Genomic DNA, 26,857 nt, shown 5'->3' on the forward strand with positions numbered 1-26,857 from the left:
CCTGGCAATGGCGCACGATCCATCCATGTCCGGCGCGGGAGAACCGGAGAGCGGCCCGCCCCGCTCCCGCGGCACGGCGCGTGCCGTGGCCGGTTACGGCCTGCTGGTCCTGCTGCCGATGGCGCTGGCGCTTCTGATGCTGAGACACGGCGTCGGTCACCCGGCGCTGGAGACCGCTGGAGCACCGAAGCCGGCCGAGCCCGCCGACCTGGCCGGCCACGTGCTGGTGGCCGGGGCCGTGGTGGTCGCGGCGGCCGGGCTGCTGGGCCTGGCGGCCCGCGCGGCCGGCCAGTCGCCGGTGGTCGGCGAGATCCTCGCCGGCCTGCTGCTCGGTCCGTCGGTGTTCGGGGCGCTGGCCCCCGGTGTCTCCAAGGAGGTGTTCCCCGCCACGGTGACGCCGGTCATGAACACCCTGGCCCAGCTCGGCGTCGTCTTCTTCATGTTCCTGGTCGGGCTGGAGATGCCCCTGACCATGCTGCGCAGACTCGGCGGCAAGGTGCTCTCCGCCGGGCACGCGGCGCTCGCGGTGCCCTTCCTGCTGGGCATGTTCGTCGCCCTGCGGCTGCGCGGCGACTACCAGCCCGACGGTGTGCGCACCGCGCCGTTCCTGCTGTTCGTGGCGCTGTCGGTGTCGGTCACCGCGTTCCCGGTGCTGGCCCGGATCCTGTCCGACCGCGAGCTGATCGGCACCCGGCTGGGCGCGATGGGCCTGGCGATGGCCGGTGTCGGCGACGTCACCGCCTGGTGCGCGCTGGGCGTGGTGGTCGCCGAGGTGCGCAACGACTCGCCACTGGGCGTCCTGGTCGCCGTGGCCGAGGTGGTGACCTTCACCGCGGTCCTGTGGTTCGTGGTGCGTCCGGCGCTGGCGCACGTGCTGCGGGTGCTGGAGAGCCGACGCGGCGGAGTGCTGCCGATCGGCATGCTGATCACCTTCTTCGTGCTGATCTGCGCGGTGACCACCAATGTGCTCGGTGTGCACGCGATCTTCGGGGCCTTCCTGGCGGGCGTGGTGATGCCACGGTCCTCCCGGACGGTGAGGGACTTCGCGCACCGGACCGAGGGCCTGGCGCTGTGGCTGCTGCTGCCGTTCTTCTTCGCGGCGGTGGGCCTGCAGACCCGGCTGCAGTCGGTCTTCTCGCTGTCCGCGCTCGGCGTGCTGGCGCTCGTGCTGCTGGTGGCGGTGGCCGGCAAGATCGGCGGCACCTTCGCGGCGGCCCGGCTGGCCGGTGAGGGCAACCGGGAGGCGCTGGGGCTCGGCGTGATGATGAACTGCCGGGGCCTGACGGAGCTGGTGGTGCTCAATGTCGGTCTGTCCCTCGGAGTGATCGACTCCCGGCTGTTCGCGGTGCTGGTGGTGATGACCCTCGTGACCACCGTGGCGACCGATCCGCTGCTGCGTCTGCTGCGGCTCGACCGGCTCTCGGCGACCCCGGGCGGCGGCCTGTCCCCCGCCGAAGTCCCCGCCCAGGCCCAGGAGACGGCCGCGGCCCGTCAGCCCTGAGAACCGGGGCGGGATCCTCCGGCGCGCCGCCCGCGCCCGCGCGAGGTGGGCCGGGCGGACTCCAGGGCCGTCCCGCCCGGTGACCGGGGCCGCTTCGAGCGGCCGTCGAGCGCCCCGGACGACAGTGGCCGTATGGCAGCTTTCACCGGTGCACCGAGACTCGAAGAGATCGCCGAAGGGGTCCACGCCTTCCTGCAGCCCGACGGCGGATGGTGCCTCAACAACGCGGGGCTGGTGGTCGACGCCGGCACCGCGCTGCTGATCGACACCGCCGCCACCGAGGTCCGGGCCGGGCGGCTGCGCGAGCTGGTCGCGGACACCGCGCCGCGGCCCCCGCGGCTCCTGGTCAACACCCACGCACACGGCGACCACACCTTCGGCAACCACCTGTTCCCCGAAGCGGTGGTGGTGACGGCCGAGCGGACCCGGCAGGAGGCGGTCCGCACCGGACTGCATCTGACCACCCTGTGGCCCGACGTGGACTGGGGCGCGGTCGAACCGGCCTCGCCCCAGATCACCTTCGCCGAGGAACTCACGCTCCGCGTCGGCGCGCGGGAGGCACGGCTGCGCGCCTTCGGCCCGGCGCACAGCTCCTGCGACACGGTGGTGTGGCTGCCGGACAGCCGGGTGCTGTTCGCCGGCGACCTGGTGATGAACGCGGTCACCCCGTTCGTGCTGACCGGCTCGGTCGGCGGCCTGCGCGAGGCGGTGGCCGGGCTGCGGGCGCTCGAACCGGTCACCGTGGTGCCCGGGCACGGCCCGGTCGGCGGCCCGGAGCTGCTGGAGACCACCGAGCGCTACCTGGCCCGGCTGCTGGACCTGGCCGAGGCCGGCCTCGCCGAGGGGCTGGACCCGCTGACGGTGGCCCGCGCCGCCGACCTCGGCGAGTTCGCCGCTTTCCTGGACTCCGAGCGGCTGGTGCCCAACCTGTACCGCGCCTACGGCGAACTGCGCGGCGGACGCCCGGAGGACTTCGCGGGCGTCGACGAGATGGTCCGCGGCATGGCGGAGCTGCACGGCGGCTTTCCCGCCTGCCACGCCTGACGACACACGACCGACTGACGCCTGACGCCTGACGCCTGACGGCTGACGGCTGACGGCTGACGGCTGACGGCTGACGGCTGACGGCTGACGGCTGACGGCTGACGACCGATGACTGACACGACGACTCCCACGGGACGCCCCGCGGGGAGAGGACGGACACGTGAGCACGGAGCACGAGAGCGGCCCGGTCACCCTGATCGCGGTACTCGAAGCGCCGGTCGAGAACACCGGGGAGTTCATCGAGGGCTGGCGCGCGCACCTGGAACGGCTGCGCACCGCACCCGGCTTCCGCGGCGCCCGCCTGCACCGGGCGCTGCGCGCCGAGCACCGCTTCCAGCTGGTCGCGGTCGCCGACTGGGCGGACGCCGCGGACCTGGCCGCCGCGGCGGCCGGCGAGCAGGAGGGGCCGGGCGCGGAGAAGTACGCCAAGACCGTCCACCGGGGGGTGTACCGGATGATCGCCGAAGCCGCGTCCGCGGAGCGGCCGGACGGCGCCGGCGTGACCATGATCAACCTCTTCGAGCTGCCGAACGAGCGGGTCGAGGAGTTCCTCGGTGCCTGGCGGCCCCGGGCGCAGCGGGCCAGTGAGTCACCGGGCTTCGTCGACTTCCGCATGCACCGGGCCGTCTCCGACGCCTCGCTGCCGCTGGTGAACGTCGCGCACTACGCCAGTGTCGAGGTGTGGAAGGCGTTGCAGGCCGACCCGGAGTTCCAGGCCCGAAAGGCCGTCAACCCGCCGTACGCCACGGCCAATCCGGGCCTGTTCGAGGTGGTCGCCGAGGTGCTCTGACCCTCGGCCGGCCCGCTTCCACGCGGGCTTGAGCGGGCCGCGAGAGCGCCCCCACAGACTTCTTGACGACTTGTTACCAGCAGGAGGAGCGATGGTGGATCAGGCTACGACCGATGTGGTGATCCTCGGCGGCGGGCTCGCGGGTCTCACGCTCGCGGTCCAGCTCAAGAACGCCCGTCCGGAGACGGACGTGGTGATCCTCGACAAGCGGGAGGGCCTGGCGCCGGAGGCGGCGTTCAAGGTCGGCGAGTCGACGGTGCCGGCGGGCGCGCACTACTTCGCCGAGATCGTCGCGATGAAGGAGCACTTGGAGAAGTTCCACCTGAAGAAGAACGGCCTGCGGTTCTTCCAGCCCGCGGGCGGCAACCGGGACCTCACCAAGCGGATCGAGCTCGGCCCGCGGGAGTTCCCGGCGCACAACAACTACCAGATCGACCGCGGCCGGTTCGAGAACGAGCTGACCCGGATGGCACTGGACGCCGGTGTGGACCTGCGCCAGGGCGCCTCGATCACCGACGTGGAACTGCGCGAGGGCGACGCGGACCACACGGTGTCCTACACACAGGGCGGCGAACCGCGCACCATCGACGCCCGCTGGCTGGTCGACGCGGCCGGCCGCGCCCACTTCGTCAAGCGCAAGCTGGGCCTGTCCCGCGAGGTGTCCCACACCATCAACGCCTCCTGGTTCCGCCTCACCGGCGGCATCGACCTGGAGGAGTGGGGCAGGGACGACCCCACGTGGATGGAGCGGATGAACCGCGCCGGCATCCGCAAGTTCTCCACCAACCACCTCATGGGCGAGGGTTACTGGGTGTGGCTGATCCCGCTGGGCTCGGACCACATCTCGGTCGGCGTCTGCGCGGACCCGCGGATCCACCCGTACGACGAGATCCGGACCTTCGAGAAGGTCCAGGAGTGGCTGCGCGCGAACGAGCCGCAGCTCGCCGAGGTGGTCGACGGCCGCACCGGTGACATCGCGGACTTCATCACCCTGAAGGACTTCGCCTTCAGCACCGACCGGGTGTACTCGCCGGACCGCTGGATGCTGGTCGGCGAGGCCGGTGCCTTCGTGGACGCCTTCTACTCGCCCGGCTCGGACATGATCGGCTACGGCAACAGCGTCACCACCGACCTGGTCGTCCGGGACTTCGCCGGCGAGGAGATCGCCGAGCGGCTGGAGTTCTACAACGACTTCCACCTGCGTACCTTCCGGTTCGTGCTCTCCAAGGTCGAGGACCACTACCCGGCCTTCGGGAACCCGGCGGTGATGGTGCCGAAGCTGTGCTGGGACGCCATGCTCAACCACGTCGGCGTGGTGCTGGTCTTCGTCAAGAACCGCTTCCTGGACTACGCGTTCATGCAGCGGGTGCGCGGCGACCTCGAGAAGCTGTACGCGGTCAACGACCGGGTCCAGCAGGTCTTCCGCGACTGGAACGAGCTGGAGAAGGTGGTCACCGACGGCCCGGCCAACGCCTATGTGCCGGCCAAGGCGATCAAGGACAGCCACGCCACCCTGGTGGTCGACTACACCGACGACGAACTGGCCGCCGAGATCTCCCGTGACGTCAGGGTCGCCGAAGCGCTGGCGGTCGCCGTCTTCCACCGGGCCGCCCGCGGACTCGGCGTCACCCCGGATCCGGAGGTGCCCGTCAACCCGTACGCGATCAGCCTGCGTCCCGACGACTGGCAGCGCGACGGCCTGCACACCGGGCCGGTCCTGCTGACGCTGGCCCAGGCGGAGGAGATCTCCGAGGGCAGCCAGGGCCTGTTCGCCGATCCACTGCTCGACGGTGCGGCATGAGCGAGCGCCACGCGGCGGGCCTGCTGCCGCCGGACCCTGCCCTGGTGGACCCGCAGGCGCTGCGCAGCGTCTGCGCCCACTGGGCCACCGGCGTCACCGTGATCACCAGTGGCAGCACCGGGCGGACCGCGGGCCTGACGGTGAACTCCTTCACCTCGGTCTCGCTCGACCCGGCCCTGATCCTGGTCTGCATCCACAACGACTCGAACGAACTGCCGGTCCTGCGGCGGACCGGTGCCTTCGCGGTGAACATCCTGGCCGCCGACCAGGAGGAGCTGTGCCGCACCTTCGCCAGCCGGCACACCCGGCACACCGCGCAGGCCGCCACCCGGCCGGGCATCACCGGCGTGCCCGTGCTGCCGGACGCGCTGGCCTATCTGGAGTGCCGGATCGACCGCGAGGTGGACGGCGGGGACCACGTGATCGTCATCGGCGAGGTGATCGACCTGGCCGTGCAGCGCGAGGAGGGGCCGCTGACCTTCTTCCGCAACGCCTTCCACCGGCTGCCGGCCGCCTCCTGACCAGATCCGCGCCGTTCCCGAGCAGTACCCGAGGAGTGAGGAGACGACAGATGCCCACCGCCGGGTTGTGCACCGCCGCGACCGCGGTCGCCGCGACCGCCGGCCGCCGTGCCGAGGCCGCCGAGCGGGCCCGCGAACTCGATCCCGCCGTGCTGGAGGAGATCGTCCGGGCGGGTTTCGCCCGGCACTTCGTCCCCGCGGCGGTCGGCGGAACCGCCGGTTCCTTCACCGAGCTGGTGGAGGCCGTCCAGGTGATCGCCGAGGAGTGCCCGGCCAGTTCCTGGTGTGCCTCGCTGATCGCCTCGATCGCCCGGATGGCGGGGGCGTTCCTGCCCGAGGAGGGCCAGGCGAGGATCTGGGCGGCCGGCCCGGACACGGTGCTGGTCGGGTCCGTGACGCCGTTCGGCACCGCCCGGCCGGCCGCCGGGGGCTGGCTGGTCGCCGGCCGCTGGCCGTACATCAGCGGTGTCGCCCACTCGGACTGGGCGCTGATGTGCGGCCTGGTGGAGTCCGGGACGGGCAGCGAGGCGCGGCTGTTCGCCCTGCCGCGCTCCGCGTACCGGATCGAGGACACCTGGCACAGCGTCGGCATGGCCGCCACCGGCAGCAACACCCTGGTCCTCGACGAGGTGTTCGTGCCCGAGCACCTCTCCTTCGACCGGGCCGACCTGTTCGCCGGACGCACCGGTGAGGCCCGGGGCGGGGTCGCGGCGGCCTGCCACCGCGCCCCGCTCCAGGCGGTCAACGGGCTGATGTTCGCCGCGCCTGCGGTCGGCGCCGCGCTCGGCATGGTCCGCACCTTCTCGGTGTACTTCGCCGAGAAGGCCGGCCACGCCCCGCAGCTGCCCGGCACCACCGGCGTGCAGGGCGTGCGGGGCTCCGCCGAGCAGGCACTGGCCCGCTCGGCCGGCGAGGTGGACGCGGCCCGGCTGCTGCTGGAGCGGGCCGCCCGGCTCGCCGACGAGGGCGCCGCCACCCACCCGCTGGACACCACCCGCAACCTGCGGGACTGCGCCCTGGCCGTCGACCTGTCGGTGACCGCGGTCGACCGGCTGTTCCGCCAGTCCGGCACCCGCGGGCAGGCGGTCTCCGGTTCGATGCAGCGGCTGTGGCGGGACGTCACCGCCATCTCCACCCATGTGGCGCTGCAGTTCGAGCCGGCCGCCCGCGGCTGGGTCGACCAGGTGCTCAAGGCCTGAACCGGGCCGCCCGTACGACGTCAGGGCGCCGGGACCTCGGTGGAGGTCCCGGCGCCCTGACGTCGTGGCGATCGGTGGCGAGCAGTGAGGGTCAGCGGGGATCAGTAGTTGCCCAGGCCGCCGCAGACGTTCAGCGCCTGGGCGGTGACCGCCGCGGCGCCCGGGGAGACCAGGTAGGAGACCATCGCGGCCACCTCGCTCGGCTCCACGTAGCGGCCGAGCGGCACCCGGGTGGTGATCCTGCTGTGCGCCTCCTGCTCGTCCACGCCCCAGATCCCGGCGTAGTGCTCACGCACCCGCTCGGCCATCGGGGTCTCCACGAATCCCGGGCAGACCGCGTTGACGGTGATCCCGGTCCTGGCCAGCTCCAGGCCCAGGGACTTGGAGAAGCCGACCACGCCGTGCTTGGAGGCGGTGTAGGGCGCCGCGTGCACCACGCCCTGCTTGCCGCCGGTGGAGGCGATGTTGACGATCCGTCCGGTGCCGCGCTCCAGCATGCCGCCGCTGGTCAGCGCCGCCTTGGTGACCAGGAAGACGCTGTTCAGGTTGGTGTTGATCACGTCGAACCACAGTTCGTCGGGGACCTCGGCGGTGGCGCCGCCGCCCGGCCGGCCGGCGTTGTTGACCAGCACGTCGAGCCGCCCGTAGCGCTCGACGGTGGCCTCGACCAGCGCCCGCACCTGCTCGGGCGAGGTGACGTCGCAGGTGCTGCCGTCGACGTCCAGGCCCTCGGCGCGCAGCTCGGTGAGGGTGTCCTCGAGGGTCTTGGCGGTCCGGGCACACAGGTAGACCGCGTGGCCCTGGCGGGCCAGCGTACGGGCGATCTCGTGGCCGATGCCGCTGGTGGCGCCGGTGACCAGCGCGACCGGCCGCTCGCTGTCGGTGGAAGTGGATGCGTTCATGCACACCACCGTCGCCGCGGCGGCTCGCGCCCCGGTCGAGCCCCGCTCCAGCCCCGCGGCGCGGCCGTCGAGCCCGCCTCGACCGGGGCTCTTGGACGCGATTGAAGACTGAGCGCAATCAACGACCGCGTGAAGGAGTCCGAGGAGATGGAGTCGACCGGCGTCAGCGCCGAGTTGTACGCAGAGGTTCTTCAGTACTACGCGCGTCAGATGCAGGCGCTGGACGCGGGCAAGGTGGAGGAGTACGCCGCCACCTTCACCGAGGACGCGGTGTTCGGCCACACGCCCGGCCGGGAGCCGGCGCGCACTCGGGCCGGCATCCTGTCCGACCTTTACCAGGTGCGCGAGCGGTTCACCGTCGATCCGCAGCAGCGGCGCCACATGTTCACGATGGTCGACGTCGAGCGACTGGGCGACGGCAGGCTCCGCAGCACCTGCTACGCGCTGGTGCTGACCACCCGGCCGGGCGACGGTCCGGAGCTGGTCCGCAGTTGCGTGGTGCGCGACGTCCTGGTCCGCGAGGACGGACGGCTGCGCAACCAGGAGCGGCTCGTCGACCACGACGGTTTCTGAGAGAGGTGGTTGTGATGAGCCGACGAGTGGTCATCACCGGCATCGGCGTACGCGCCCCGGGCGGCCGGGGCACCAAGGAGTTCTGGGACCTGCTCACCGCGGGCCGTACCGCGACCCGGCGGATCAGTTTCTTCGACCCGTCGTCGTACCGGTCGCAGATCGCCGGCGAGGCGGACTTCGAGCCGGTGTGGGAGGGGCTGAGCCAGCGGGAGATCCGCCGCATGGACCGGGCCACCCAGTTCGCCGTGGTCTGCGCCCAGGAGGCCGTGCGCGACAGCGGCCTGGACTTCGCGGGCGTCGACCCGGCGCGGATCGGGGTCACCCTGGGCAGCGCGGTGGCCGCGGCCACCAGCCTGGAGCGCGAGTACCTGGTGCTGTCCGACTCCGGCCGCGACTGGCTGGTGGACAGCGAGGAGTGGCTGTCGCCGCACATGTTCGACTACCTGGCACCGAGCGTGATGCCGGCCGAGGTGGCGTGGAAGGTCGGCGCGGAAGGGCCGGTGTCGCTGGTCTCCAACGGCTGCACCTCCGGCCTGGACGCGGTCGGACACGCCCTGCAGCTGATCCAGGAGGGATCGGCCGACGTCATCGTGGCGGGCGCCACCGACACCCCGATCACACCGATCGTGGTGGCCTGCTTCGACGCGATCAAGGCGACCACCGCACGGAACGACGAACCGGAGACCGCCTCCCGCCCGTTCGACCGCTCCCGCACCGGCTTCGTGCTCGCCGAGGGCGCCGCGATGTTCGTCCTGGAGACCCTGGAGTCGGCGCGGCGCCGCGGCGCCCCGGTCTACGCCGAGGTCAGCGGCTACGGCACCCGCTGCAACGCGTACCACATGACCGGCCTCAAGCCGGACGGCCGGGAGATGGCCGAGGCGATCCGGGTCGCCCTGGACCAGGCCCGCGTCGACCCGACCGACGTGGACTACATCAACGCCCACGGCTCCGGCACCAAGCAGAACGACCGGCACGAGACCGCCGCGGTCAAACGCGCCCTCGGCGATCACGCCTACCGCACGCCGGTCAGCTCGATCAAGTCGATGGTCGGTCACTCGCTGGGCGCCATCGGTTCGGTGGAGATCGCCGCCTGCGCGCTCGCCATCAAGAACGGCGTGGTGCCGCCCACCGCCAACCTGCACGAGGCCGACCCCGAGTGCGACCTCGACTACGTGCCGCTGACCGCGCGCGAACTGGACGTGCGGACCGTGCTCACGGTCGGCAGCGGCTTCGGCGGCTTCCAGACCGCGATGGTGCTGCGGCGCCCGACCGGGGAGAAGGAATGACCAGGACCGTAGTCACCGGGATCGGCGCGCTCGCCGCCAACGGGCTGGGCACCCAGGACTTCTGGGCCGCCGCCCGGGAGGGCCGGCACGGCCTCGGCGAGCTCACCCGGTTCGACGTGGCGAAGTACCCGGCCAAGCTGGCCGGCGAGATCCGCGGGTTCGACGTGGCCGACCACCTGCCCGACCGGCTGCTCCCGCAGACCGACGTGTCCACCCGGTACGCGCTGGTCGCGGCCGGCTGGGCGTTGGAGGACGCGAAGGTCGACCCGGCCAGCCTGGTCGACTACGACATGGGCGTGGTCACCGCCAACGCCCTCGGCGGCTTCGAGTTCACCCACCGGGAGTTCCACAAACTGTGGACCCGGGGCCCGCAGACGGTCAGCGTCTACGAGTCCTTCGCCTGGTTCTACGCGGTGAACACCGGGCAGATCTCCATCCGGCACGGCATGCGCGGCCCGTCCAGCGCGCTGGTCACCGAGCAGGCGGGCGGCCTGGACGCGATCGGCCACGCCCGGCGGACCGTGCGCCGCGGCACCCCGCTGGTGGTCGCGGGCGGTGTCGACTCCGCGCTCGACCCCTGGGGATGGGCTGCGCAGATCGCCGGCGACCGGCTCTCCACCAGCACCGATCCTGGCCGCGCCTACCTGCCCTTCGACCGGGACGCCCACGGTTACGTCCCCGGCGAGGGCGGCGCGCTGCTGGTGCTGGAGGACGCCGAGGCGGCGCTGCGCCGCGGCGCCCCGGACATCCTCGGCGAGATCGCCGGCTACGCCAGCGGTTTCGACCCCGCGCCGGGCTCCGGCCGTCCCCCGGCGCTGCGCCGCACCGTCGAGGCGGCACTCGCCGACGCCGGGGTGACGGCCGGCCAGGTCGACCTGGTCCTCGCCGACGCGGTCGGGGTGCCCGGCCTGGACCGGGCGGAGGCGGCCGCGCTGCGCGAGGTGTTCGGGCCGGGCGCGGTGCCGGTGACCGCGCCGAAGGCCGGGTCCGGCCGCACCTACGCGGGCGGCGGCGCGCTGGACACCGCCGTCGCGCTGCTGGCGATCCGTGACGGCGTGATCCCGCCCACCCCCGGCACCCGCGAGGTGCCCGCCGAGTACGGCATCGACCTGGTCCGCGACCGGGCCCGGGAGGCGGCCGTGCGCACCGTGCTCGTGGTCGCCCGCGGCCTGCGGGGCTTCAACTCGGCTGTCGTGGTCCGCGCCTGGGACTCCGACGCCGCCAACGACCCTTCTTGAGGAGACAGTTGTGAACATCACCGTGGACGAGATCCGCCGTGTCATCGTCGCCAGCGCCGGCGCCTCCGAATCCGGGGTCTCCGACGCCGACTTCGCCGACACCACCTTCGACGCGCTCGGCTACGAGTCGCTGGCCCTGATGGAGACCGCCACCGCGATCGAGAGCGAGTTCGGCGTGCTGATACCGGACGAGCTGCTCTTCAACGCCCGCACGCCTCGTGAGCTGGCCGAACTGGTGCGCTCCGCGAAGGAGGCCGCGGCCGCATGAGCCCCCGCACCCGAGAGACGGAGCACAGCAGGGAGGTTCACGCTCCCGCCGACCGGCTGTACGCACTGGTCGCGGACGTCAGCCGCTGGCCGGTGCTGCTGGGTCCGTGCGTACGGGCCAGGCAGATCGAGCGGGACGGCGCCGACGAGCGGATCGAGCTGTGGGCGCGGACCAACGGCACGATGGCGACCTGGACCTCCCGCCGCTCCCTGGACCCCCGGGCCCTGCGGATCTCCTTCCGCCAGGACCGGTCCACCGCGCCGGTCGCCGCCATGTCCGGCGAGTGGTCGTTCCGTCCGGCCGGCGAGGGCCGCACCCGGATCGTACTGACCCATGCCTTCACCGCCGTGGACGACGATCCCCAGGCACTGGAGTGGATCGCCCGGGCGGTGGACCGCAACAGCGTCGAGGAACTGGCCGCGCTCGGCGACTTCGCCGAACGCCCGTATCCCCTGGAGCAGTTGGTCTTCTCGTTCCACGACCGGGTGGTGGCGCCCGGCGCGGACCCGGCCGACGTGTACGACTTCGTGTACCGCTGCGACCTGTGGCCCGAGCGGCTTCCGCACGTCGGCCGGGTCGACCTCACCGAGGACCCGGCGGGCGTGCAGGTGATGGCGATGGACACCCTCACCTCCGACGGCCGCAGCCACACCACCGCCTCGGTCCGGCTGTGCGTGCCCGGCGAGCGGATCTCCTACAAGCAGACCGTGCTGCCCGCCCTGCTGTCCGGGCACAGTGGTCTGTGGGAGTTCGAGAGGTCGGGCGGCGGCACCGCGATCGTCTCGCACCACACCGTGGCGGTCGACCCGGCCGCGGTGGCGCGGACGCTCGGCGCGGGCGCCACCTTCGAGCAGGCGTGCGCGCACGTCCGCGACACCCTGGGCGCCAACAGCAGGGCCACCATGGAGGCGGCGTGCGCGTACGCGGCATCGGTGGTGCGGCGCCCATGAATCCCACGCGGAAGCTGGCCGGCCTCGCCCTCTCGCCGGGCGCCGACGCCGACCGGGTGTGCATGGTCGCGGGCGAACGCTCGCTGACCCGGCGCCAGGTCCGCAACGAGGTGGCCCGGGCCCAGCGGGAACTCCTCGAACGCGGCCTGGTCCCGGGCCGGCGGGTGCTGGCGCTGCTGGACCACGGGCCGGAGGCGGTGTTCTTCCTCGCCGCGGCCAGCTCGCTCGGTCTGCACCTGCTGATGCCCTACGGACTGCAGGCGGCGGCGCTGCCGGAGTGGCTGTCCATCGCGGACGCCGCGGGGCCCGACGCGGTGGTGCACTTCAAACGGGACCGGGCAGGCCTGGACGTGCTGCGCGAGCGCTGCGCCACCGTGGTGGAGCTGCCGTTCCCGGCCGGCGAGGCGCCCGAGGCGGAGGCGCAGGTGCTCCGCCCCGAGCCGGTGGACCACTTCCTGGTGCTGTTCACCAGCGGTACCACCGGCAAACCGAAGGCGATCAGCATCGGCGAGGCGCACATCTGTGCCCGGATCGGCTGGGTCACCCGCACCATGGGCTACGGCCCGACCGCCCGGATCTTCATGACCGGCCTGATGAACAACACCACCGGTGTCATCAACTCCTTCGGTGCGCTGCTGCACGACGGCACCGTGGTCTTCCCGGAGACCCCGGACCCCGGCCGGTGGCCGGCCCAGGTGGCCCGCCACCGGGCGACGCACCTGGCGCTGCGCCCGGTGGCGCTCAAGCAGTTCGTGTCCGCGGCGAGCACGGGCGGGGACGACCTGTCCAGCCTGCGGGTGGTCTCCTACGGCGGGGCCGCCGTTCCCCGGGCGGTGCTCGAACAGGGCCGCGAGCTGGCGCGCTGCGACTGGATCCAGGGCTACGGACTGACCGAGACCTACGGCCCGTTCTGCTTCCTGGGCGAGCAGGGGCACGCCGAGGCGCGCCACCTCAAGCACGTCTACTGCATCGGCAGGCCCGACGACTCCCTGGAGGTGCGGCTGGAGCCGGTGGCCGGCCACCCGGACGGCGTCGGCGAGATCCTGGTCCGCGGTGAGCCGGTGATGGAGGGCTACGTGGACGTCGCCACCGGTGTGGTCGAGCCGGTCGGCGCATGGCTGCGCACCGGCGACCTCGCCGAGTGGAGCCCCGACGGCGACCTGGTGCTCAAGGGGCGGCTGGCCGGGGTGCTGCTCAGCGAGAACGGCCACCGGATCTATCCCGAGGAGGTCGAGGCGGTGCTGGCCGGCACCCCGGGAACGGACGAGGTGGTGCTGGCGGGCCTGCCGAACCCCGACGGCCCGCACGAGCTGCCGGTCGCCTGCCTGTGCGGTCCGATCGGTCTGCACGGCGCCGAGGAGCTGCGCGCGCTCGTCACCGCCGAACTGCGCGGCTCGCTGGCCCCGGAGAAGTGGCCGGACCGGGTGTGGGCCACCCCCGAGCCGTTCGCCCGCAGCGCCAACGGGAAGATCATGCGCGGCGAGGTGGCCGCCGGCGTCGACCCGGCCCGGGTGGTGCTGCTGAAGGGCGGCTCCGATGGCTGAGACGACGGAGCGGCTGCGGGTGCCCGAGCACGTGTACCGGGCGCTCGGCTACCTCTTCCCGCGGCTGATGTTCCTGAACGCGCGCTACGCCCCGCAGGTGCACTGGGGCGACATCGCGGCGGCCCTGGACGGCTTCCCGGCCGACGACCTGGACCTGGCCTCCGCCGGGTTCTGGAACCTCTGGCGCGAGCGCTGGACCGCCCGGGCCGAGGACTGCACCGTCCTCGCCGAGGGGTCCGGCACGACGGCCGGGCGCGGCCGCGCACTGCGTGGCGCCGCCGCGGCCTACCACTGGGCGGAGTTCCAGTACTTCGACGACCGGGCCGTCAAGCAGCGGTTGCGGCAGCGCGTCCGGGAGTGCTTCCTGGACAGTCTGGCGGGCACCGACCTCGAGGTCACCGAGGGGTCGCTGCCCGGCACCGGCGCGGGCTACTGGGTGCTGCGCACCGGGGCGATGCGTGCGTCGGGCGAGCCGCTGCCCGCGGTGGTGCTCTCCAACGGCCTGGACTCGGCCACCGAGGTCGAGATGGTGGCGCTGGCCGAGGCCTACCTGGAACGCGGCATCGCCGCCGTGCTCTTCGAGGGACCCGGCCAGGGGTCACGGCTGGGCCGTACCCCGGTGCTGGTCGAGATGGAGCGGGTGGTCGCCGAACTGCTGGAGGGGCTGCGCCGCGAACCGGGGATCGCCGCCGACCGGCTGGCCTTCGCCGGTATCAGCTTCGGCGGCTACCTGGCGCTGCGGGTGGCCCGGGAACTCGGCGAGCACTTCCGGTGCGTCGTCAACTTCGGCGGCGGCCCCGCGATCGCCAAGTTCGACGGCCTCCCGCGGCGACTGAAGGACAACTTCCGGTTCGCCTTCGACGCGGGGCCGGGCGAGGACCTGCAGCCGCGCTTCGACGAGCTGGCGATCGAGCCCGGCCCGGCGCCGGCCACCGAGGTGCTGAGTGTGTCCGGCGCGCTGGACGACATCTTCCCGGTCGAGGGACTGTACGACCTCGACCGGGCGTGGTCGGGCCGGCACACGCTCGAGGTGCACCCCAGGGAGGCGCACACCAGCCTCAACCTGATCAATTCCTACACCCTGCGCACCGCCGACCTGGTCGCGGACCGGCTGGCAGGCCGCGCCTGACCGCGGTGAAGGGCCTGCCCGGCGACCGGCCGGGCAGGCCCGTCGCGTCCCGCCGGGCACCATCGGGCCCGGAGCCCGCCGGGCACCATCGGGCCCGGAACGCGCCGACGTCAGCGGCGCTCGGTGAATGCCGCTCCGGACGCGAGCAGTCCGGGGTGCAGGTCGTGGTCGAGTCCGGCGTGCACGAAGACCCGCTTGAGCAGGGTGACGAAGGTCCGCGCCTCGTCCGGCTCCAGCCCGCCGAGCAGCCGGTCCTCGAAGCCGCTGACCAGGGCCTCGGCCTCGGCGTGCAGGCTGCGGCCGGCCGGGAGCAGGTGGACGGCGTGCGCCCGGCGGTCGGTGGGATGGCGGCGGCGCTCCACCAGTCCGCGCCGCTCCAGCTCGTCGACCAGGCCGACCATCACGTTGCGGTGCACGTTCAGCGGTCCGGCGAGCTGGTGCTGGCTGCGGCCGTCCTCCTCGGTCAGCAGGTTGAGCAGGCCGAACTGGCGGGGGTGGATGCCCAGCGGTGCGAGCACGTCGACGAGCTGCTCCTGCACGTGGGCGCTGAGGTGGGTCATCACGCAGGCGGGGTGGTCGAACAGCAGTTGAGTACTCACGGCATCATGATACCCCCACGGAATTATCACCTTGAGGGATAGTCACCAGAAGTGCATACTGACTCCGTGACTCAAGACATCTCCGCAACCACGCCAGGCGCCCCGCCGCAGGAATCCCCGGGTGGCGCCGCACCCGACCCGAAGCGCCGGCTGGCCTTCGCGGTCGTCCTGATCGCAGGTTTCATGGACCTGGTCGACACCACGGTCGTCAACGTCACCGTCCCGAGCATCCAGCGCGACCTGCACGCCGACTACGCGCAGATCGAGTGGGTGATCGCGGCGTACGTGCTCTCCTTCGCCGCGCTGCTGATCCTCAGCGGACGGCTCGGCGACATCTTCGGACGCAAACGCGTCTTCCTCATCGGCATGGCCGGCTTCACCGTCGCCTCGCTGCTGTGCGGCGTCGCGGTCAACCCCGAGATGCTGATCGTCTCCCGGTTCCTCCAGGGCGCCGCGGCCGGCCTGATGGTCACCCAGATCCTGGCGATCCTGCACGTGGTCTTCCCGCCGGCCGAACGCGGCAAGGCGGTCGCCGTCTTCGGCGCGGTCACCGGCTCCTCCGCGGTCTTCGGCCTCGCCCTCGGCGGCCTGCTCGTGCAGTGGAACCTCTTCGGCTGGCAGTGGCGCCCGATCTTCCTGGTCAACGTCCCGGTCGGGATCGCCGCGCTGATCGCCGGCGCCCTGGTGATCCGCGAGTCCCGCGCCCCGCGGCGCCCCAAACTCGACCTGCTCGGCATGCCCCTGGCGCTCGCCGCCGTGGTGCTGCTGGTCTACCCGCTCACCGAGGGCCGCCGCCTGGGCTGGCCCGCCTGGACCTACGGCATGCTGGCCGGCGCCCTGGTGCTGCTCGCGGTCTTCCTCGCCTACGAGCGGCGCCGGTTCGCCAAGGTCGGCTCCGCGCTGGTCGAGTTCGGCGTGTTCCGCTCCCGGTCGTTCTCGGTGGGCATGGCGGTGTGGTTCCTGTTCTGGATCGCGGTGGGCGGGTTCTTCTTCGTCTGGACGCTCTTCCTGCAGCAGGGCCTCGGCTGGACGCCGATGCACGCCGGCCTGACCGCGGCCACCTTCGCCATCGGTGTCGGCATCGGAGCCGGCAACGCCCCCGACAAGCTGGTCCCCAAGTTCGGCCGCAACGTGCTGGTGGCCGGCGGCCTCGTCAACGCGATCGGCTTCATCGCCTTCGCCGTCCTGGTCGCCCACTACGGCCACAGCCTGGCGTCCTGGCAGATCATCCCGGTGCACATCGTCTCCGGCATCGGCTTCGGCCTGATCGTCGCGCCGACCCTGGATCTGCTGCTCGGCCAGGTCCCCGGCGAGCAGGCGGGCAACGCCTCCGGCCTGCTGAACACCGTCCAGCAGCTCGGCATGGCCCTCGGCGTCGCCCTGACGGGCGTGGTCTTCTTCGCCCAGGTCGGCAACGCGGGCGGCCACGCCACCGACGAGGCCACCCCCGCACTGAAGTCCGCCCTCAGCGGGGCCGGCATCACCTCCCAGGACCGGCTCCTCGACGACTTCCGCACCTGCGTGCGGCAGCGCGCCGACTCGGTCGATCCGAGCAAGGTTCCGGCCAGCTGCGTCGAGAGCGACCCGAAGACCGCCGCCGCGTTCGGCCGGGCCGTCGCCCGCGCCGACTCGGTCAGCTACTCGTCGGGCTTCCGAACCGTCCTGCTGCTGGACGCCGGCATCCTGGTGATCGCCGCCGCCGGCTTCCTGACCCTGCCCAAGCACTCGCGGCCCGCCGACGCGACCGCCGTGAGCACCGAACCCACCGAGGTGACGGCATGAGCAACGAGAAGAACGTCCTGGTCCTCGGCCGCGAGCGGCACCTGGTCGACGCCTCCACCGACATCATCGAGGCCAACGGCTTCACCGCGGTCGGCGTGACCCGTGACGCGGAGGCCCTCTCCCTGCTGGACACCGGCCGGTTCATCGCCGTCCTGGTCGGCAGCGGCGTCGAGTGGGAGTCCCGTCCTCCCGTGCGCCGGCACGCCGCTCCGCACGGCACCGTGGTCCTCGAAGCGCAGCGCATCCCCCTGCAGACCGTTCAGGACCACGTCCGCGACGTGATCGTCCCGCGGTTGCGGCAGATCGCCTGACCACCACCGCACCACGTCCCCGGATCCGGCCCTTCCCCCACCGGATCCGGGGCCGCCGCCGTTCCGGGGGTTCAGCGGCGGTGGACGCTGACGGCGTACCCGCCACCGTCATAGGGGTCGGCGTCCCAGGTGGCGAAGCGGTCGACGAGGGTGAGGCCGGCCGCGGCGCAGTGGCCGTCGTACTCGGACAGGGTGATGCCGGGCGGCACGGGCAGATGGGCCTCGTCCAGGCCGAACCCGGCGACCAGCAGGCCGCCGGGGCGCAGGACCGCGGCCAGGCGTCCGGTGACGGCGGCCTCGGTGCCGGCGGCGAGCAACGGGAAGATGTTGCCTGCGGCGACCACGAGGTCGAAGTCCGCCGCGACGCCGAGCCCGCGGGGCTCGAACTCGGCCAGGTCGGCCTGGAACCAGGGCAGGTCCGGCGCGTGTTCCCGCGCCACCGCCAGCATCGACGCGTCGAGATCCACGCCGACGCAGTCGTACCCGAGCTCCGCGAGCCGGATCATGACCCGTCCGGTGCCGCACCCGGCGTCCAGCACGCGCGCTCCGGCGGGCACCAGCGCCGTGCAGAACCGCGCCTCACCGTGCATGTCCTTGCCGCTGCGGGCCAGGGCGGCGAACCGTGCGGCGTAGTCCTTCCCGGACGTGCCCCCGGTCAGTTCGTCCCAGCGACTCATGCGAGGAACTATAGGCCGAGGTGGGCCGGGCATCAGGCGCCGAAGACCTGGAACTCCGAGACCTGCCCGGCCGGCCAGCCGTTGTTGGCGGTGAAGGTGAGCCGCAGGTAGCGGGTGGTGGCCGTGGCGGGGAGGGTGAGGGTCGCGGTGTTCCCGGTCGCCGGGTCGAAGGTGCAGCCCGCCGGGGCGAGCAGCTGGGTGAAGGTGCCGCCGTCCGTGCTGCCCTGGATGGAGATGGTCTGGGTGCGGGTGGCCCAGGCGGCCGAGGGGGGAAGGGCGAGGACGATCCGCTTGACCCCGGTGCCGGCGCCCAGATCGACCTGTATCCACTGCGGGAAGGCGTTGTTGGCGGACTCCCAGTAGGTGCCGGTGTCGCCGTCGGTCGCGTTGGACGAGCCGTAGACCTGGGTGTGGCTGCTCTCCGAGGTGGGGCGACGGAGGGCGAGGTTGGTGGTGCCGGACGGGGGCTCGGTGGTGACGGTGACCTGGTTGGAGGGCTGCGACACGTTTCCCGCCGCGTCGAGGGCGACGACCGCGAAGGTGTACGCGGTGGACGCGGCGAGTCCGGTGACGGTGAACGGGGTGGCGCCGGTGGTGCCGGCCTGGGTGCTGGTCGAGCCGGACACCCGGAGGATGCGGTAGCCGGTCACGCCGACGTTGTCGGTCGACGCGTTCCAGGCCAGCGAGACGGAGCCGCCGGTGTGCCCGGTGACCGTCAGGCCGCCCGGCGCGGCCGGCGGAGTGGTGTCGCCGGTGGGGAGGACCGGCTGGGTGGGGCGGGTGGCGGTCAGCGCGATCTGGCCCTTGAGCATGCGGCCGCCGTCGCCGGTCAGGCGCAGGTAGTAGTCGGCGGAGCAGGCGGTGCCGTCCTCGTCGAGGGCGAGGAATCCGGAGTCGGTGGGCACCCACGCCTGGGTCTCGGCGGTCTTGGCGATCTGGTTGCCCTCGTTGTACTCGTCGAACATGGAGATGTAGATGCCCTGCACCCCGGCCCGCACCATGTTGTAGAACTGCCGCCACATGAAGTCGCCGTGCGCCCGCTGCCGGGCGGAGACGTCGCCCGGCAGCACGCAGGGCTGGAAGTCGATGCCGTTGGCGTTGCAGTCGGCCTGGTCGGGGACCGTGTACGTGGTGTACGCGTTGTCGGCTTCGGCCACGTTCCCGATGGCGCCGACCATCCACGGCGAGATCATGTTGAAGGCGTGGTAGACCCCCGAGAAGCCGGACTGCGAACCGCCGGTCCCCGTCCGCCATTCGCGCGGTACCCCGCCGATGACGTAACAGCCCTGGCTCTTGAACCAGTTGACGACGTCGAGGCAGGCGGCGGCGGTGAAGGGGTGGTTGGGGTCGTTGAAGCCGAAGCCCCAGATGCACACCACCGGCTTGCCGTTCTGCCTCGCGTAGGCGGAACTCGCGGTGTGGGCGGACATCTTGTTCGTCCAGTCCGTCTTGATCTCGGACTGCATGTTCGTCCAGTTGGAGACGTCGTACATGATGTAGAACTTCCGCCCGTACGTCTCGGCGGCGCTGCGTACCTTGGTCGCCATGGCGTCGCGGGTGGGGCCCTCACCACCGGTGGGGTCGAAGCGCTGCAGGGCTGCCGTGTCGATGCCGTTCTGCTGCATCCAGAGGAAGTGGGTGTCGACCGTCTGCTGGTCGTACGAGGAGAACAGCCTGGCGGGCCGGCCGTTGCCGAGGGCGGCGTACGACGTCTGGTACGTGCTGGTGTAGTCACGCGTGTCGGGCCAGCACTTGATGTTGGTGTTGGTCGGGGACGGCGGCCGGCCCCAGTCCTGGCTCCAGTGCCACCAGTCGTTGATGGGCGCGCCGTCGCCGGCGCAGGCGAACCAGCCCTGGTAGCCGACGGTGATCTTGCCGACCACGTCGCCCGGCGCACTGGCCGCCGACGCGGCCGGGGCGAGGTCGGTCCCCGTGGCCCCCACGGTTCCCACCGCACCGGCCGCGACCGCGGCCCTCAAGAAGACTCTGCGTGTGACGCCCATCTGGCATTCCTCTGGTCGAGTGGTCGAGTGGCCTTTCGGTCGGCGGTGCCGCCGGGCGGGCGCGCCCGGCGGCACCGACGGGGTGGATCAGGTGTTCCAGACCTGGAACTCGGAGATCTGGCCGGCCGGCCAGCCGTTGTTCGCCGTGATGTTCACCCGGAAGTAGCGCTGGGTGGTCGCGGTGAACGTGATGGTGACCGTGTTGCTGGTGGCGGGGTCGAAGGTGTAAGTGGCCGACGACTTGATCGTGGAGAAGGAGGAGCCGTCGGTGCTGCCCGACAGGGACAGCGTCTGGGTCCGGGCGCCCCAGGTCGCGGGGAGCTGGAGGACGACGCGGCTCGCGCTCTGCGCGGAACCGAGGTCGACCTGCACCCACTGCGGGAAGGCGTTGTTGGCGCTCTCCCAGTAGGTTCCCTGGTTGCCGTCCGTCACGTTCGACGACGGGTAGACGTCGGTGTGGCTGGACTCGGTGGTGGCCGCGCCGGCCGCCAGGTTCTTGCTGACCGTGCCGGCTCCGGTGCCAGTCAGCGCGACCGTGGTCGTGCCGTTGGACGCGTTGCTGGCGATGCTGAGATCGCCGGTGCGGGTGCCGGACGCGGTGGGCGTGAAGGTGACGGCCACCGTGCAGGAGGCCCCTGCCGCGATCGACGTCCCGCAGGTGTTGGTCTGCGAGAAGTCACCGGTGACCGTGATGCCGGAGACAGTCGCCGCCGCGGTACCGGAGTTGGTGACCGTGACCGTCTTCGCGCTGCTGGCGGTGTTGAGCGCCTGGGTGGGATACGTGAGCGACGCCGGGCTGGCCGAGAGGGTGGCCGGCGAGGAGCCGCCGCCGCTCGGGAACACCTCGAAGTCCGACAACTGGGCCGCGTTCCAGCCCGTGTTGGCGGTGATGTTCACCCGCACGTAGCGCGCCGTGGCGGCGCTGAACGTGATGGTCACCGTGTTGTTGTTGGAGTTCGGGTCGAAGGTGTACCCGGCCGATGCCTTGATGGTGGAGAAGCTGGAGCCGTCCGTGGATCCCTGCACCGACAGGGTCTGGGTGCGGGCCGACCACGCGGTCGCCGGCGGGAGCTTGAGCACGACCTTGCCGACGCTGTAGTTCTGGCCGAGGTCGACCTGCGCCCACTGCGGGAACGAGCCGCTCGCGCCCTCCCAGTACGTCGACGCGTCCGGGTCGGTGAGGTTCGAGGCGACGTAGGGACTGCTGCTCGAACTCGCCGTCGCCGGGCGCCCGGCCGCGATGTTGGTGGTGCTGTCGATGCCGCTGCCGGTCAGGGTGACGACGGTGGGGCTGTTGTTGGCGTTGCTGGTGACGGTCAGGCTGCCGGTGCGCGAGCCGCCCGTGGTGGGCTTGAAGCCGACGGTCACCGTGCAGGAGGCGCCGACCGCGAGGGTGGAGCAGTTGTTGGTCTGGCTGAAGTCGCCGGTCGCCGAGACGCCCGAGACGGTCGCCGAGGTGGTGCCCGAGTTGGTCACCTTCACCGTCTGCGTGTCGGCCGAGGAGCCGACCACCGTGGCGGCGAAGGCGAGGCTCGCCGGGTCGGTGTTCAGCACCGGGCCGGGCGCGGTGCCGGTGCCGGAGAGGGTGACGGTGTTGGTGACCCCGCCGGCGTTGACCGTCAGCGTGCCGCCGCGGCTGCCGGTGGCCGTCGGCGCGAACTTCACGCTGACGGTGCACGAGCCGTTCGCGGCGATCGACGAGCCGCAGGTGTTGGTCTGGGAGTAGTCGCCGCTGGTGGAGATGGAGGAGACGGACGCGGCGGTGCCGGTCGGGTTGGACACGGTCACGGTCTGCGGGTCACTGGTCGAACCGGTGGGAACCGAGCCGAAGTTGAGCGCGCCCGGGGTGGCCGTCACGCCTTCGGACGGGTAGGGCGGGTAGACCGGGGCCGGCCACCCTCCGCAGTACGGCGTGCCGCTGATGCCGGAGTTGCCACCGCCGTCGGTGACGACGAAGTTGCCGCCCGAGCAGCTGTACACCGGTGAGGAGTAGCCGACGCCGGTGGCCGTCACGTTGGTGAACTTGGCGGCGCCGCCGGTCTGTTCCTGGAGGGCGAAGGTTCCGGTGCCGGCGATGGTCACGTTGTTGAGGTTGACGCCGCTGATGGTGCCCTCGACCCATTGGATCGCCTCGTACGGGCTCTGCTGGATCAGCGCGTTGGTCACGTTGACCGGGCCGGTGATCGCGCCCTGGCTGCCGTCGAACCACAGGGCGCCCACGCCGAACTGCCAGTTCGGGTCGAGGCTGCCGTCCCGGACCATGGTGTTGTCGGAGATGGTGGTGGTGCCGACCGGCGTGGACGAGAAGCGCTGCCCCACGTGGATGCCGCCGCCCTGGGCGATGCCGGAGTCCACCACGCGGTTGCCGCTGACGGTGTTGTCGTGACCGCCGTAGATCGCGATGCCGTTGGCGAGGATCTGCAGGGATACGGTGTTGTTGGAGATGGTGTCGTTGGCGTCGGCGCCGATGCCGGAGTCCGCCCAGGTGGCGATGCCGTCGTCGCCGGTGTTGCGGATGTCGCTGTTGGTGACCTTCGAGTTGGTGACGCCGCCGTGGAAGTTGATGCCGTCGGCGGTGGTGTCGCGGATGCGCATGCCGCTGAACGTCAGTCCGTCCATCGGGCCGTCCATCCAGGCGCCGACCTTCATGTGGTCGATCCAGAGGCTGGACACCGTCGAGTTGCTCATCGCGCCGCCGATGCCGTTGACCTGGGCGCTGTCGTCGCGCTCCTGCACGTTGCCGAAGATCGCGAAGTTCTGCAGGTGCACGCCGGTGCTGGGCGAGGGCGCGGAGTTGCCGTAGAAGCCGGGGGCCGTGCCGGTGACGGTCGAGTACCACATGCCGGCGCCGGCGATGGTGACGTTGTTGACGCTGATGTGGCCCGGGATGTTGTAGGTGCCCGGCGGGATCCACACGGTGCCGCCGGGGCCCGCCGCGCTGATCGCGGCGTTGAACGCGCTGGTCGCGTCGGTCGCACCGGTCGAGTCGGCGCCCTTGCTCGTCACCGACACCGACCCCGAGGGTGCGCTCAGGGCGGCGCCGACCTGCTCGAAGTCGGCGAAGTCGATCGTGTACGAGGAGGCGGTGTCACCGGAGTCGACCTGCAGCTTGAAGGTCGTGCCCGCCGGATAGGTGGTGGAGAACAGGCGGTGGGCCTCGTCGTAGAAGTGGTGCGGGTTGCTGCCCGGCGTGTTGGTGAAGGGGTAGCTGCCGTAGTACCAGCTGTAGGCGTTGGTCAGGGTGAAGTCGGGCTGCTTGACGCCGTTGATGTACAGGGACAGCGCGGCGGTGTAGTCCGAGCCGCCCGAGGTGTCCGGGATGCTGTACCGGAAGTTGATCGAGTTGGTCGCCACCGGGGTGGTGAACGTGACGTACTGGCCGGTGCCCTGGAGGGTCGTCGCCTTGCGGTACGACGCCTCGTCGGCCAGCTGGCCCTGGGTGTAACTCGGTCCGATGGTGGTGCCGTTGGTGGCGGAGTTCTCCGCCTGCACCTCGACGTACGGCAGGCTCGCGCCGCTGCCGCCGGTGGCGGCGGCCGCGGCCGCCGCAGGCTGGACGGCCAGCGCGAAGACGCCGGCGACCGTCAGCATCGCGGTGCTGACCGCCCAGACGAGCGCTCGTCTCAGATCTCGGATGGAATGGATCACTTACCACTCCTTTCATCACGGAATGCCCGGACTGTTCCGCTGGCACCGCCCGGGGCGGGAGGGGAGACGGAGGATGGTGATGACGCACGGGGGACCGTAATGTCGTCGACATCAGCGCGCAATAACTAGACAGAGCATTGCAACAATAAAAATTTGACATGCAAGATCTAATGCATGGCCGCGCGGCCCGCCTCCGGTACGCGGCCGCCCGCACGACGGTGCCGCCGGACGTGGCGTCCGGCGGCACCGTGGGGCGGGCGGCGGTCAGGTGGTCCAGATCTGGAACTCGGACACCTGGCCCGCGGGCCAGCCGTCGTTGGCGGTGACGGTGATGCGGAAGTAGCGCTGGGTGACCGCGGAGAAGGTGAGCGTGACGGTGTTCTTCGTGCCCGGATCGAAGGTGCAGGCCGCCGCGGGCTTCAGGGTGGTGAAGGTGGTGCCGTCGGTGCTGCCACCGAGGGACAGGGTCTGGGTGCGGGCGCCCCAGCCGGCGGGCAGTTGCAGCACCACGCGCGAGGCGCTGCGGGCCGAGCCCAGGTCGACCTGGACCCACTGCGGGAACGTGTTGTCGGCGCTCTCCCAGTAGGTGCCCTGGTTGCCGTCCGTCACGTTCGGCGACGGGTAGACGTCGGTGTGGCTCGACTCGCTGGTGGGCCTGCCCGCGGCGAGGTTCGTGCCGGGGGTGCCGGTGCCCGCGGTGAGGTCGAGGCGGTTGATGTTCCAGCCGCCGCTGTCCTGGTCCAGGGTCAGGACCTGCCGGCCCGCGGGCAGGGTCACGTGCGTGGTCACGGTGGCCCAGGTCTGCCAGTCGCCGGTGGCGGGCAGGTCGACGGCGCCGGTGAGGTTCGTGCCGGCGGCGTCCGACAGGTGCAGCGCGCCCGCCACCGCGGACGGGGCCGCGACCCGCAGGCCGAGGGTGTAGGTGCCGGCGGTGGCGACGTCCACGGTGTACCGGAACCACTGTCCGCCGCCGGTCCAGCCCAGGTTGTAACCGCCGCCGGTGTCCGAGGTGTTGTCCAGGTCCACCCCGTCGGCGCGGTAGCCGTTGGCGTTGCCGTTGACGGAGGTGACGTTGTAGGCCACACCCTGGCCGCCGGTGTCGTAGTCCTCCGCCTGCACCGTGCCGGGCACCGCTGCCGGGGTGCCGCCGTAGGGGCCTTCGGGAGCGGGCGGCGGCCAGTGGTTGTCACTCAGCGTGGCGACGAACCCGGTGGAGTTGTCGACGAAGGCCGAGGAACCCGCGGCGAGCCCGGTGACCGTGTTGCCGGTGACGGTCGCGGAACCCGTGGGCGCGGGGTAGAACGGCGGCGAGATCGCGATGCCGTTGCGGCCGGGGTCGCTGACCGTGTTGTCCTCGAGCAGGGTGTTGGTCGAGGTGGAGAAGCCGATCCCGTCGTACAGGGAGTCGCTGACGGTGTTGCCGGTCACCGTGACCTTGTCGACGGTCCCGGTGTTCTGTCCGTCACCGCCGTTGCCGACGTGCAGGGCGGGCTGGCCCTGGCTGTAGGCGTTGCCGCCGGAGCGGACCACGGTGTTGCCCGTCACCGTCGCGGACAGCAGGTCGCTGCCGTTGACCCCGAAGCGTCCGGCACCCAGACCGATGTAGCGGGCCGTGTCGCTGACGTAATTGTTCTCGACCCGGTGGCCGCTGCCCCCGTAGATCCCGACGCCCTTGCCGCCCCATGGCGCGATCGAGGTGTTGTCACTGACGGTGACATTGGTCATCGGGTTGTAGTACGTCTTCGAACCGTCGCTGTTGGTGTTGTAGTTCACCGAGTTGATGGCGATGGCGTCGTCCCCGGTGCCGCGGACGAAGTTGTTCGTGACCGTCAGGTCGTTCCCGGTGTCCGCGCCCAGTGACACGTTGTTGACGTTGATCCCGTCCGCCCAGACCGACGTCAGCCTGCTGTTCCGCACCGTGCCGCCGGTGCCGGAGGCCCAGAAGCCCGACATGGTGTGCTGGGTCCAGATGCCGTCGGCCAGCCAGCCGGTGCCGGTGGTGTCCATCGCGCCGCCGTCGCCGCCGACGGTGCTCCGGCTGACCGCGTTGGCGTCGATGTGGAAGTCACGCACGGTGCAGGAGGTCAGGTCGAACAGGGCGGCCAGCGGTGTGCTGTTGGGGACCGGGACGTCACGGTAGACCGTGCTGTACCACAGGCCGGCCCCCGCGATGGTGATGCCCTGCGCGTGCAGTCCCGTGGTGCCCTTCACGTAGAAGGTGCCCTGCGGGATCCACAGGGTCCTGCCCTGCGCCTGGGCCTGGTCGATGCAGTTCTGGATGGCGGCCCTGCTGTCCGTCGCCCGGCTGTCGGCCGCGCCGTTGGTGGGCGTGTCGTCCGGCACCGCGCCGCAGCTCGTGATGGACAGGGAGTTCGCCGGCTGGGTGCGCGGCGCCGGCGGGTTCTCCACGTCCACGGAGTCCACGTCGTAGAAGGACGCGGTGTTCCCGGGGTCCTTGCGCAGCGAGAACGTGGCACCCGCGGGGATCGGGACCCCGGTGACGAAGGTGTGCGACTCGTCCCAGAAGACCCTGGGGTCGCCGTCGGCCGGGTTCTGGTCGTCGCTCGTGTTGTAGTTGCCGTTGCCCTCGTACACCCAGCTCTGCCGCGAGTTGAGGCTCAGCGACTGCCGGAACACCCCGTTGACGTACAGGTTCAGGGTCCCCGTGACACCCCCGCCGGACGTCGAGTCCGGGACGCTGGCACGGACGTTGAGGAAGGAGATCGGCTGCCCGGTGGTGTTCGTCCACTGCACGGACTGGCCCGTGCCGTCCAGGTGGACGTAGGAGTGGCCGGACGCCTCCAGGGCGGCGCTCGAGTACTCGGTCGTCGGCGCCCCGGTCAGCGACAGGACGGCCGCGCCGCCGCCCGGTGTTCCCGCCTCGGCCTCGTAGACCGAGAACGGCGTGGTGGCCCCGGCCGCCGCCTGCGCCTGCCGGGGAGCGGGGGCCGGCATGTCGGCGCGGACCGCCCTGGAGTGCGCTGCCTCCTGCGCCGCGGCGGCCGGTAGGACGGACACGCACAGGGCGCCGACCGCGGCGACGGCGGCCGCCGCCAGTCGCCGGGGTCTGGGGATCGTCAGCATGTGATGC

The 26,857-nt window shown here is 71.8% G+C and carries 21 protein-coding genes; 15 read left to right on the forward strand and 6 right to left on the reverse strand.

Annotated elements, in window-relative coordinates; genetic code table 11:
• Window positions 1-7 precede the first annotated feature (7 nt).
• From BLW82_RS06900 to BLW82_RS06925, 6 genes are all read left to right on the forward strand, one after another.
• Complete coding sequence (locus BLW82_RS06900) at window positions 8-1,501, forward strand: cation:proton antiporter domain-containing protein (RefSeq protein ID WP_093497975.1); 1,494 nt, start codon at window positions 8-10, stop codon at window positions 1,499-1,501.
• A 132-nt stretch (window positions 1,502-1,633) separates the two neighbouring features.
• Window positions 1,634-2,545, forward strand: a complete 912-nt coding sequence (locus BLW82_RS06905) for an MBL fold metallo-hydrolase (RefSeq protein WP_093497976.1) — start codon at window positions 1,634-1,636, stop codon at window positions 2,543-2,545.
• 160 nt (window positions 2,546-2,705) lie between these two features.
• The gene (locus BLW82_RS06910; protein ID WP_093497977.1) at window positions 2,706-3,335 is read left to right on the forward strand and encodes an antibiotic biosynthesis monooxygenase family protein; all 630 of its coding nucleotides are present in this window, start codon (window positions 2,706-2,708) and stop codon (window positions 3,333-3,335) included.
• Between the two features lie 91 nt (window positions 3,336-3,426).
• Window positions 3,427-5,136: an NAD(P)/FAD-dependent oxidoreductase gene (locus tag BLW82_RS06915; RefSeq protein WP_093497978.1), complete on the forward strand. Its 1,710-nt coding sequence runs from the start codon at window positions 3,427-3,429 to the stop codon at window positions 5,134-5,136.
• Entirely contained in the window at window positions 5,133-5,657 is a 525-nt protein-coding gene (locus BLW82_RS06920) for a flavin reductase family protein (RefSeq protein ID WP_093497979.1), read from the forward strand. The genes BLW82_RS06915 and BLW82_RS06920 overlap by 4 nt, the downstream gene beginning before the upstream one ends.
• A gap of 50 nt (window positions 5,658-5,707) precedes the next feature.
• Window positions 5,708-6,856, forward strand: a complete 1,149-nt coding sequence (locus BLW82_RS06925) for an acyl-CoA dehydrogenase family protein (RefSeq protein WP_177232859.1) — start codon at window positions 5,708-5,710, stop codon at window positions 6,854-6,856.
• 101 nt (window positions 6,857-6,957) lie between these two features.
• Here BLW82_RS06925 and fabG read toward each other — a convergent pair whose 3' ends face one another.
• The gene (gene fabG, locus BLW82_RS06930) at window positions 6,958-7,758 is read right to left on the reverse strand and encodes a 3-oxoacyl-ACP reductase FabG (RefSeq protein WP_093497980.1); all 801 of its coding nucleotides are present in this window, start codon (window positions 7,756-7,758) and stop codon (window positions 6,958-6,960) included.
• Between the two features lie 129 nt (window positions 7,759-7,887).
• On the opposite strand from fabG, the gene BLW82_RS06935 reads away from it, so the two are divergent.
• Genes BLW82_RS06935 through BLW82_RS06965 form a run of 7 tightly spaced genes read left to right on the forward strand, consistent with a single transcriptional unit; the run spans window position 7,888 to window position 14,746 of the window.
• Complete coding sequence (locus BLW82_RS06935) at window positions 7,888-8,331, forward strand: nuclear transport factor 2 family protein (protein WP_093497981.1); 444 nt, start codon at window positions 7,888-7,890, stop codon at window positions 8,329-8,331.
• Window positions 8,332-8,345: 14 nt separating this feature from the next.
• Window positions 8,346-9,617, forward strand: coding sequence for a beta-ketoacyl-[acyl-carrier-protein] synthase family protein (locus BLW82_RS06940; protein WP_093497982.1), 1,272 nt, complete (start codon window positions 8,346-8,348; stop codon window positions 9,615-9,617).
• Window positions 9,614-10,855 (forward strand): ketosynthase chain-length factor, encoded by a 1,242-nt coding sequence (locus BLW82_RS06945; RefSeq protein WP_093497983.1) that lies wholly within the window; start codon window positions 9,614-9,616, stop codon window positions 10,853-10,855. Before BLW82_RS06940 ends, BLW82_RS06945 begins: the two co-directional genes overlap by 4 nt.
• Window positions 10,856-10,865: 10 nt before the next feature.
• Window positions 10,866-11,123 carry an acyl carrier protein gene (locus tag BLW82_RS06950; RefSeq protein ID WP_093497984.1) on the forward strand — a complete coding sequence of 86 codons (258 nt, stop codon included), beginning with the start codon at window positions 10,866-10,868 and terminating at the stop codon, window positions 11,121-11,123.
• A complete protein-coding gene (locus BLW82_RS06955) occupies window positions 11,120-12,073 on the forward strand; it encodes an aromatase/cyclase (protein WP_093497985.1) in 954 nt (317 codons plus the stop codon). Before BLW82_RS06950 ends, BLW82_RS06955 begins: the two co-directional genes overlap by 4 nt.
• Window positions 12,070-13,617 (forward strand): class I adenylate-forming enzyme family protein, encoded by a 1,548-nt coding sequence (locus tag BLW82_RS06960; protein ID WP_093507896.1) that lies wholly within the window; start codon window positions 12,070-12,072, stop codon window positions 13,615-13,617. Before BLW82_RS06955 ends, BLW82_RS06960 begins: the two co-directional genes overlap by 4 nt.
• Window positions 13,610-14,746 (forward strand): alpha/beta hydrolase family protein, encoded by a 1,137-nt coding sequence (locus BLW82_RS06965; protein WP_093497986.1) that lies wholly within the window; start codon window positions 13,610-13,612, stop codon window positions 14,744-14,746. Before BLW82_RS06960 ends, BLW82_RS06965 begins: the two co-directional genes overlap by 8 nt.
• 110 nt (window positions 14,747-14,856) lie before the next feature.
• Here BLW82_RS06965 and BLW82_RS06970 read toward each other — a convergent pair whose 3' ends face one another.
• Window positions 14,857-15,345 carry a MarR family winged helix-turn-helix transcriptional regulator gene (locus tag BLW82_RS06970; RefSeq protein WP_256215680.1) on the reverse strand — a complete coding sequence of 163 codons (489 nt, stop codon included), beginning with the start codon at window positions 15,343-15,345 and terminating at the stop codon, window positions 14,857-14,859.
• A 66-nt stretch (window positions 15,346-15,411) separates the two neighbouring features.
• Here BLW82_RS06970 and BLW82_RS06975 point away from each other — a divergent pair, with 66 nt between their 5' ends.
• Together BLW82_RS06975 and BLW82_RS06980 are read left to right on the forward strand one after the other, a co-directional pair.
• Window positions 15,412-17,127 (forward strand): MFS transporter, encoded by a 1,716-nt coding sequence (locus tag BLW82_RS06975; protein ID WP_093497987.1) that lies wholly within the window; start codon window positions 15,412-15,414, stop codon window positions 17,125-17,127.
• Window positions 17,124-17,438, forward strand: a complete 315-nt coding sequence (locus BLW82_RS06980) for a hypothetical protein (RefSeq protein WP_093497988.1) — start codon at window positions 17,124-17,126, stop codon at window positions 17,436-17,438. Before BLW82_RS06975 ends, BLW82_RS06980 begins: the two co-directional genes overlap by 4 nt.
• A gap of 71 nt (window positions 17,439-17,509) precedes the next feature.
• Here BLW82_RS06980 and BLW82_RS06985 read toward each other — a convergent pair whose 3' ends face one another.
• From BLW82_RS06985 to BLW82_RS07000, 4 genes are all read right to left on the reverse strand, one after another.
• Window positions 17,510-18,115, reverse strand: a complete 606-nt coding sequence (locus BLW82_RS06985) for a class I SAM-dependent methyltransferase (protein ID WP_093497989.1) — start codon at window positions 18,113-18,115, stop codon at window positions 17,510-17,512.
• Between the two features lie 32 nt (window positions 18,116-18,147).
• On the reverse strand, window positions 18,148-20,118 hold the full coding sequence (locus BLW82_RS06990; protein ID WP_093497990.1) for a discoidin domain-containing protein: 1,971 nt from the start codon (window positions 20,116-20,118) through the stop codon (window positions 18,148-18,150).
• A gap of 87 nt (window positions 20,119-20,205) precedes the next feature.
• Entirely contained in the window at window positions 20,206-23,766 is a 3,561-nt protein-coding gene (locus tag BLW82_RS06995) for a choice-of-anchor D domain-containing protein (RefSeq protein ID WP_093497991.1), read from the reverse strand.
• A gap of 264 nt (window positions 23,767-24,030) precedes the next feature.
• Window positions 24,031-26,850 carry a discoidin domain-containing protein gene (locus tag BLW82_RS07000; protein ID WP_093497992.1) on the reverse strand — a complete coding sequence of 940 codons (2,820 nt, stop codon included), beginning with the start codon at window positions 26,848-26,850 and terminating at the stop codon, window positions 24,031-24,033.
• Window positions 26,851-26,857: the final 7 nt, after the last annotated feature.

The organism is Streptomyces sp. Ag109_O5-10, assembly GCF_900105755.1.
Taxonomy (GTDB): Bacteria; Actinomycetota; Actinomycetes; order Streptomycetales; family Streptomycetaceae; genus Streptomyces.

Bases quoted from the DNA above. Each gene is read 5' to 3' on its own strand.
- BLW82_RS06900 (WP_093497975.1), top strand. From the start codon at position 8: ATGGCGCACGATCCATCCATGTCCGGCGCGGGAGAACCGGAGAGCGGC.
- BLW82_RS06905 (WP_093497976.1), top strand. From the start codon at position 1,634: ATGGCAGCTTTCACCGGTGCACCGAGACTCGAAGAGATCGCCGAAGGG.
- BLW82_RS06915 (WP_093497978.1), top strand. From the start codon at position 3,427: ATGGTGGATCAGGCTACGACCGATGTGGTGATCCTCGGCGGCGGGCTC.
- BLW82_RS06920 (WP_093497979.1), top strand. From the start codon at position 5,133: ATGAGCGAGCGCCACGCGGCGGGCCTGCTGCCGCCGGACCCTGCCCTG.
- BLW82_RS06925 (WP_177232859.1), top strand. From the start codon at position 5,708: ATGCCCACCGCCGGGTTGTGCACCGCCGCGACCGCGGTCGCCGCGACC.
- fabG (WP_093497980.1), bottom strand. From the start codon at position 7,758: ATGAACGCATCCACTTCCACCGACAGCGAGCGGCCGGTCGCGCTGGTC.
- BLW82_RS06940 (WP_093497982.1), top strand. From the start codon at position 8,346: ATGAGCCGACGAGTGGTCATCACCGGCATCGGCGTACGCGCCCCGGGC.
- BLW82_RS06945 (WP_093497983.1), top strand. From the start codon at position 9,614: ATGACCAGGACCGTAGTCACCGGGATCGGCGCGCTCGCCGCCAACGGG.
- BLW82_RS06955 (WP_093497985.1), top strand. From the start codon at position 11,120: ATGAGCCCCCGCACCCGAGAGACGGAGCACAGCAGGGAGGTTCACGCT.
- BLW82_RS06960 (WP_093507896.1), top strand. From the start codon at position 12,070: ATGAATCCCACGCGGAAGCTGGCCGGCCTCGCCCTCTCGCCGGGCGCC.
- BLW82_RS06965 (WP_093497986.1), top strand. From the start codon at position 13,610: ATGGCTGAGACGACGGAGCGGCTGCGGGTGCCCGAGCACGTGTACCGG.
- BLW82_RS06980 (WP_093497988.1), top strand. From the start codon at position 17,124: ATGAGCAACGAGAAGAACGTCCTGGTCCTCGGCCGCGAGCGGCACCTG.
- BLW82_RS06985 (WP_093497989.1), bottom strand. From the start codon at position 18,115: ATGAGTCGCTGGGACGAACTGACCGGGGGCACGTCCGGGAAGGACTAC.
- BLW82_RS06990 (WP_093497990.1), bottom strand. From the start codon at position 20,118: ATGGGCGTCACACGCAGAGTCTTCTTGAGGGCCGCGGTCGCGGCCGGT.
- BLW82_RS07000 (WP_093497992.1), bottom strand. From the start codon at position 26,850: ATGCTGACGATCCCCAGACCCCGGCGACTGGCGGCGGCCGCCGTCGCC.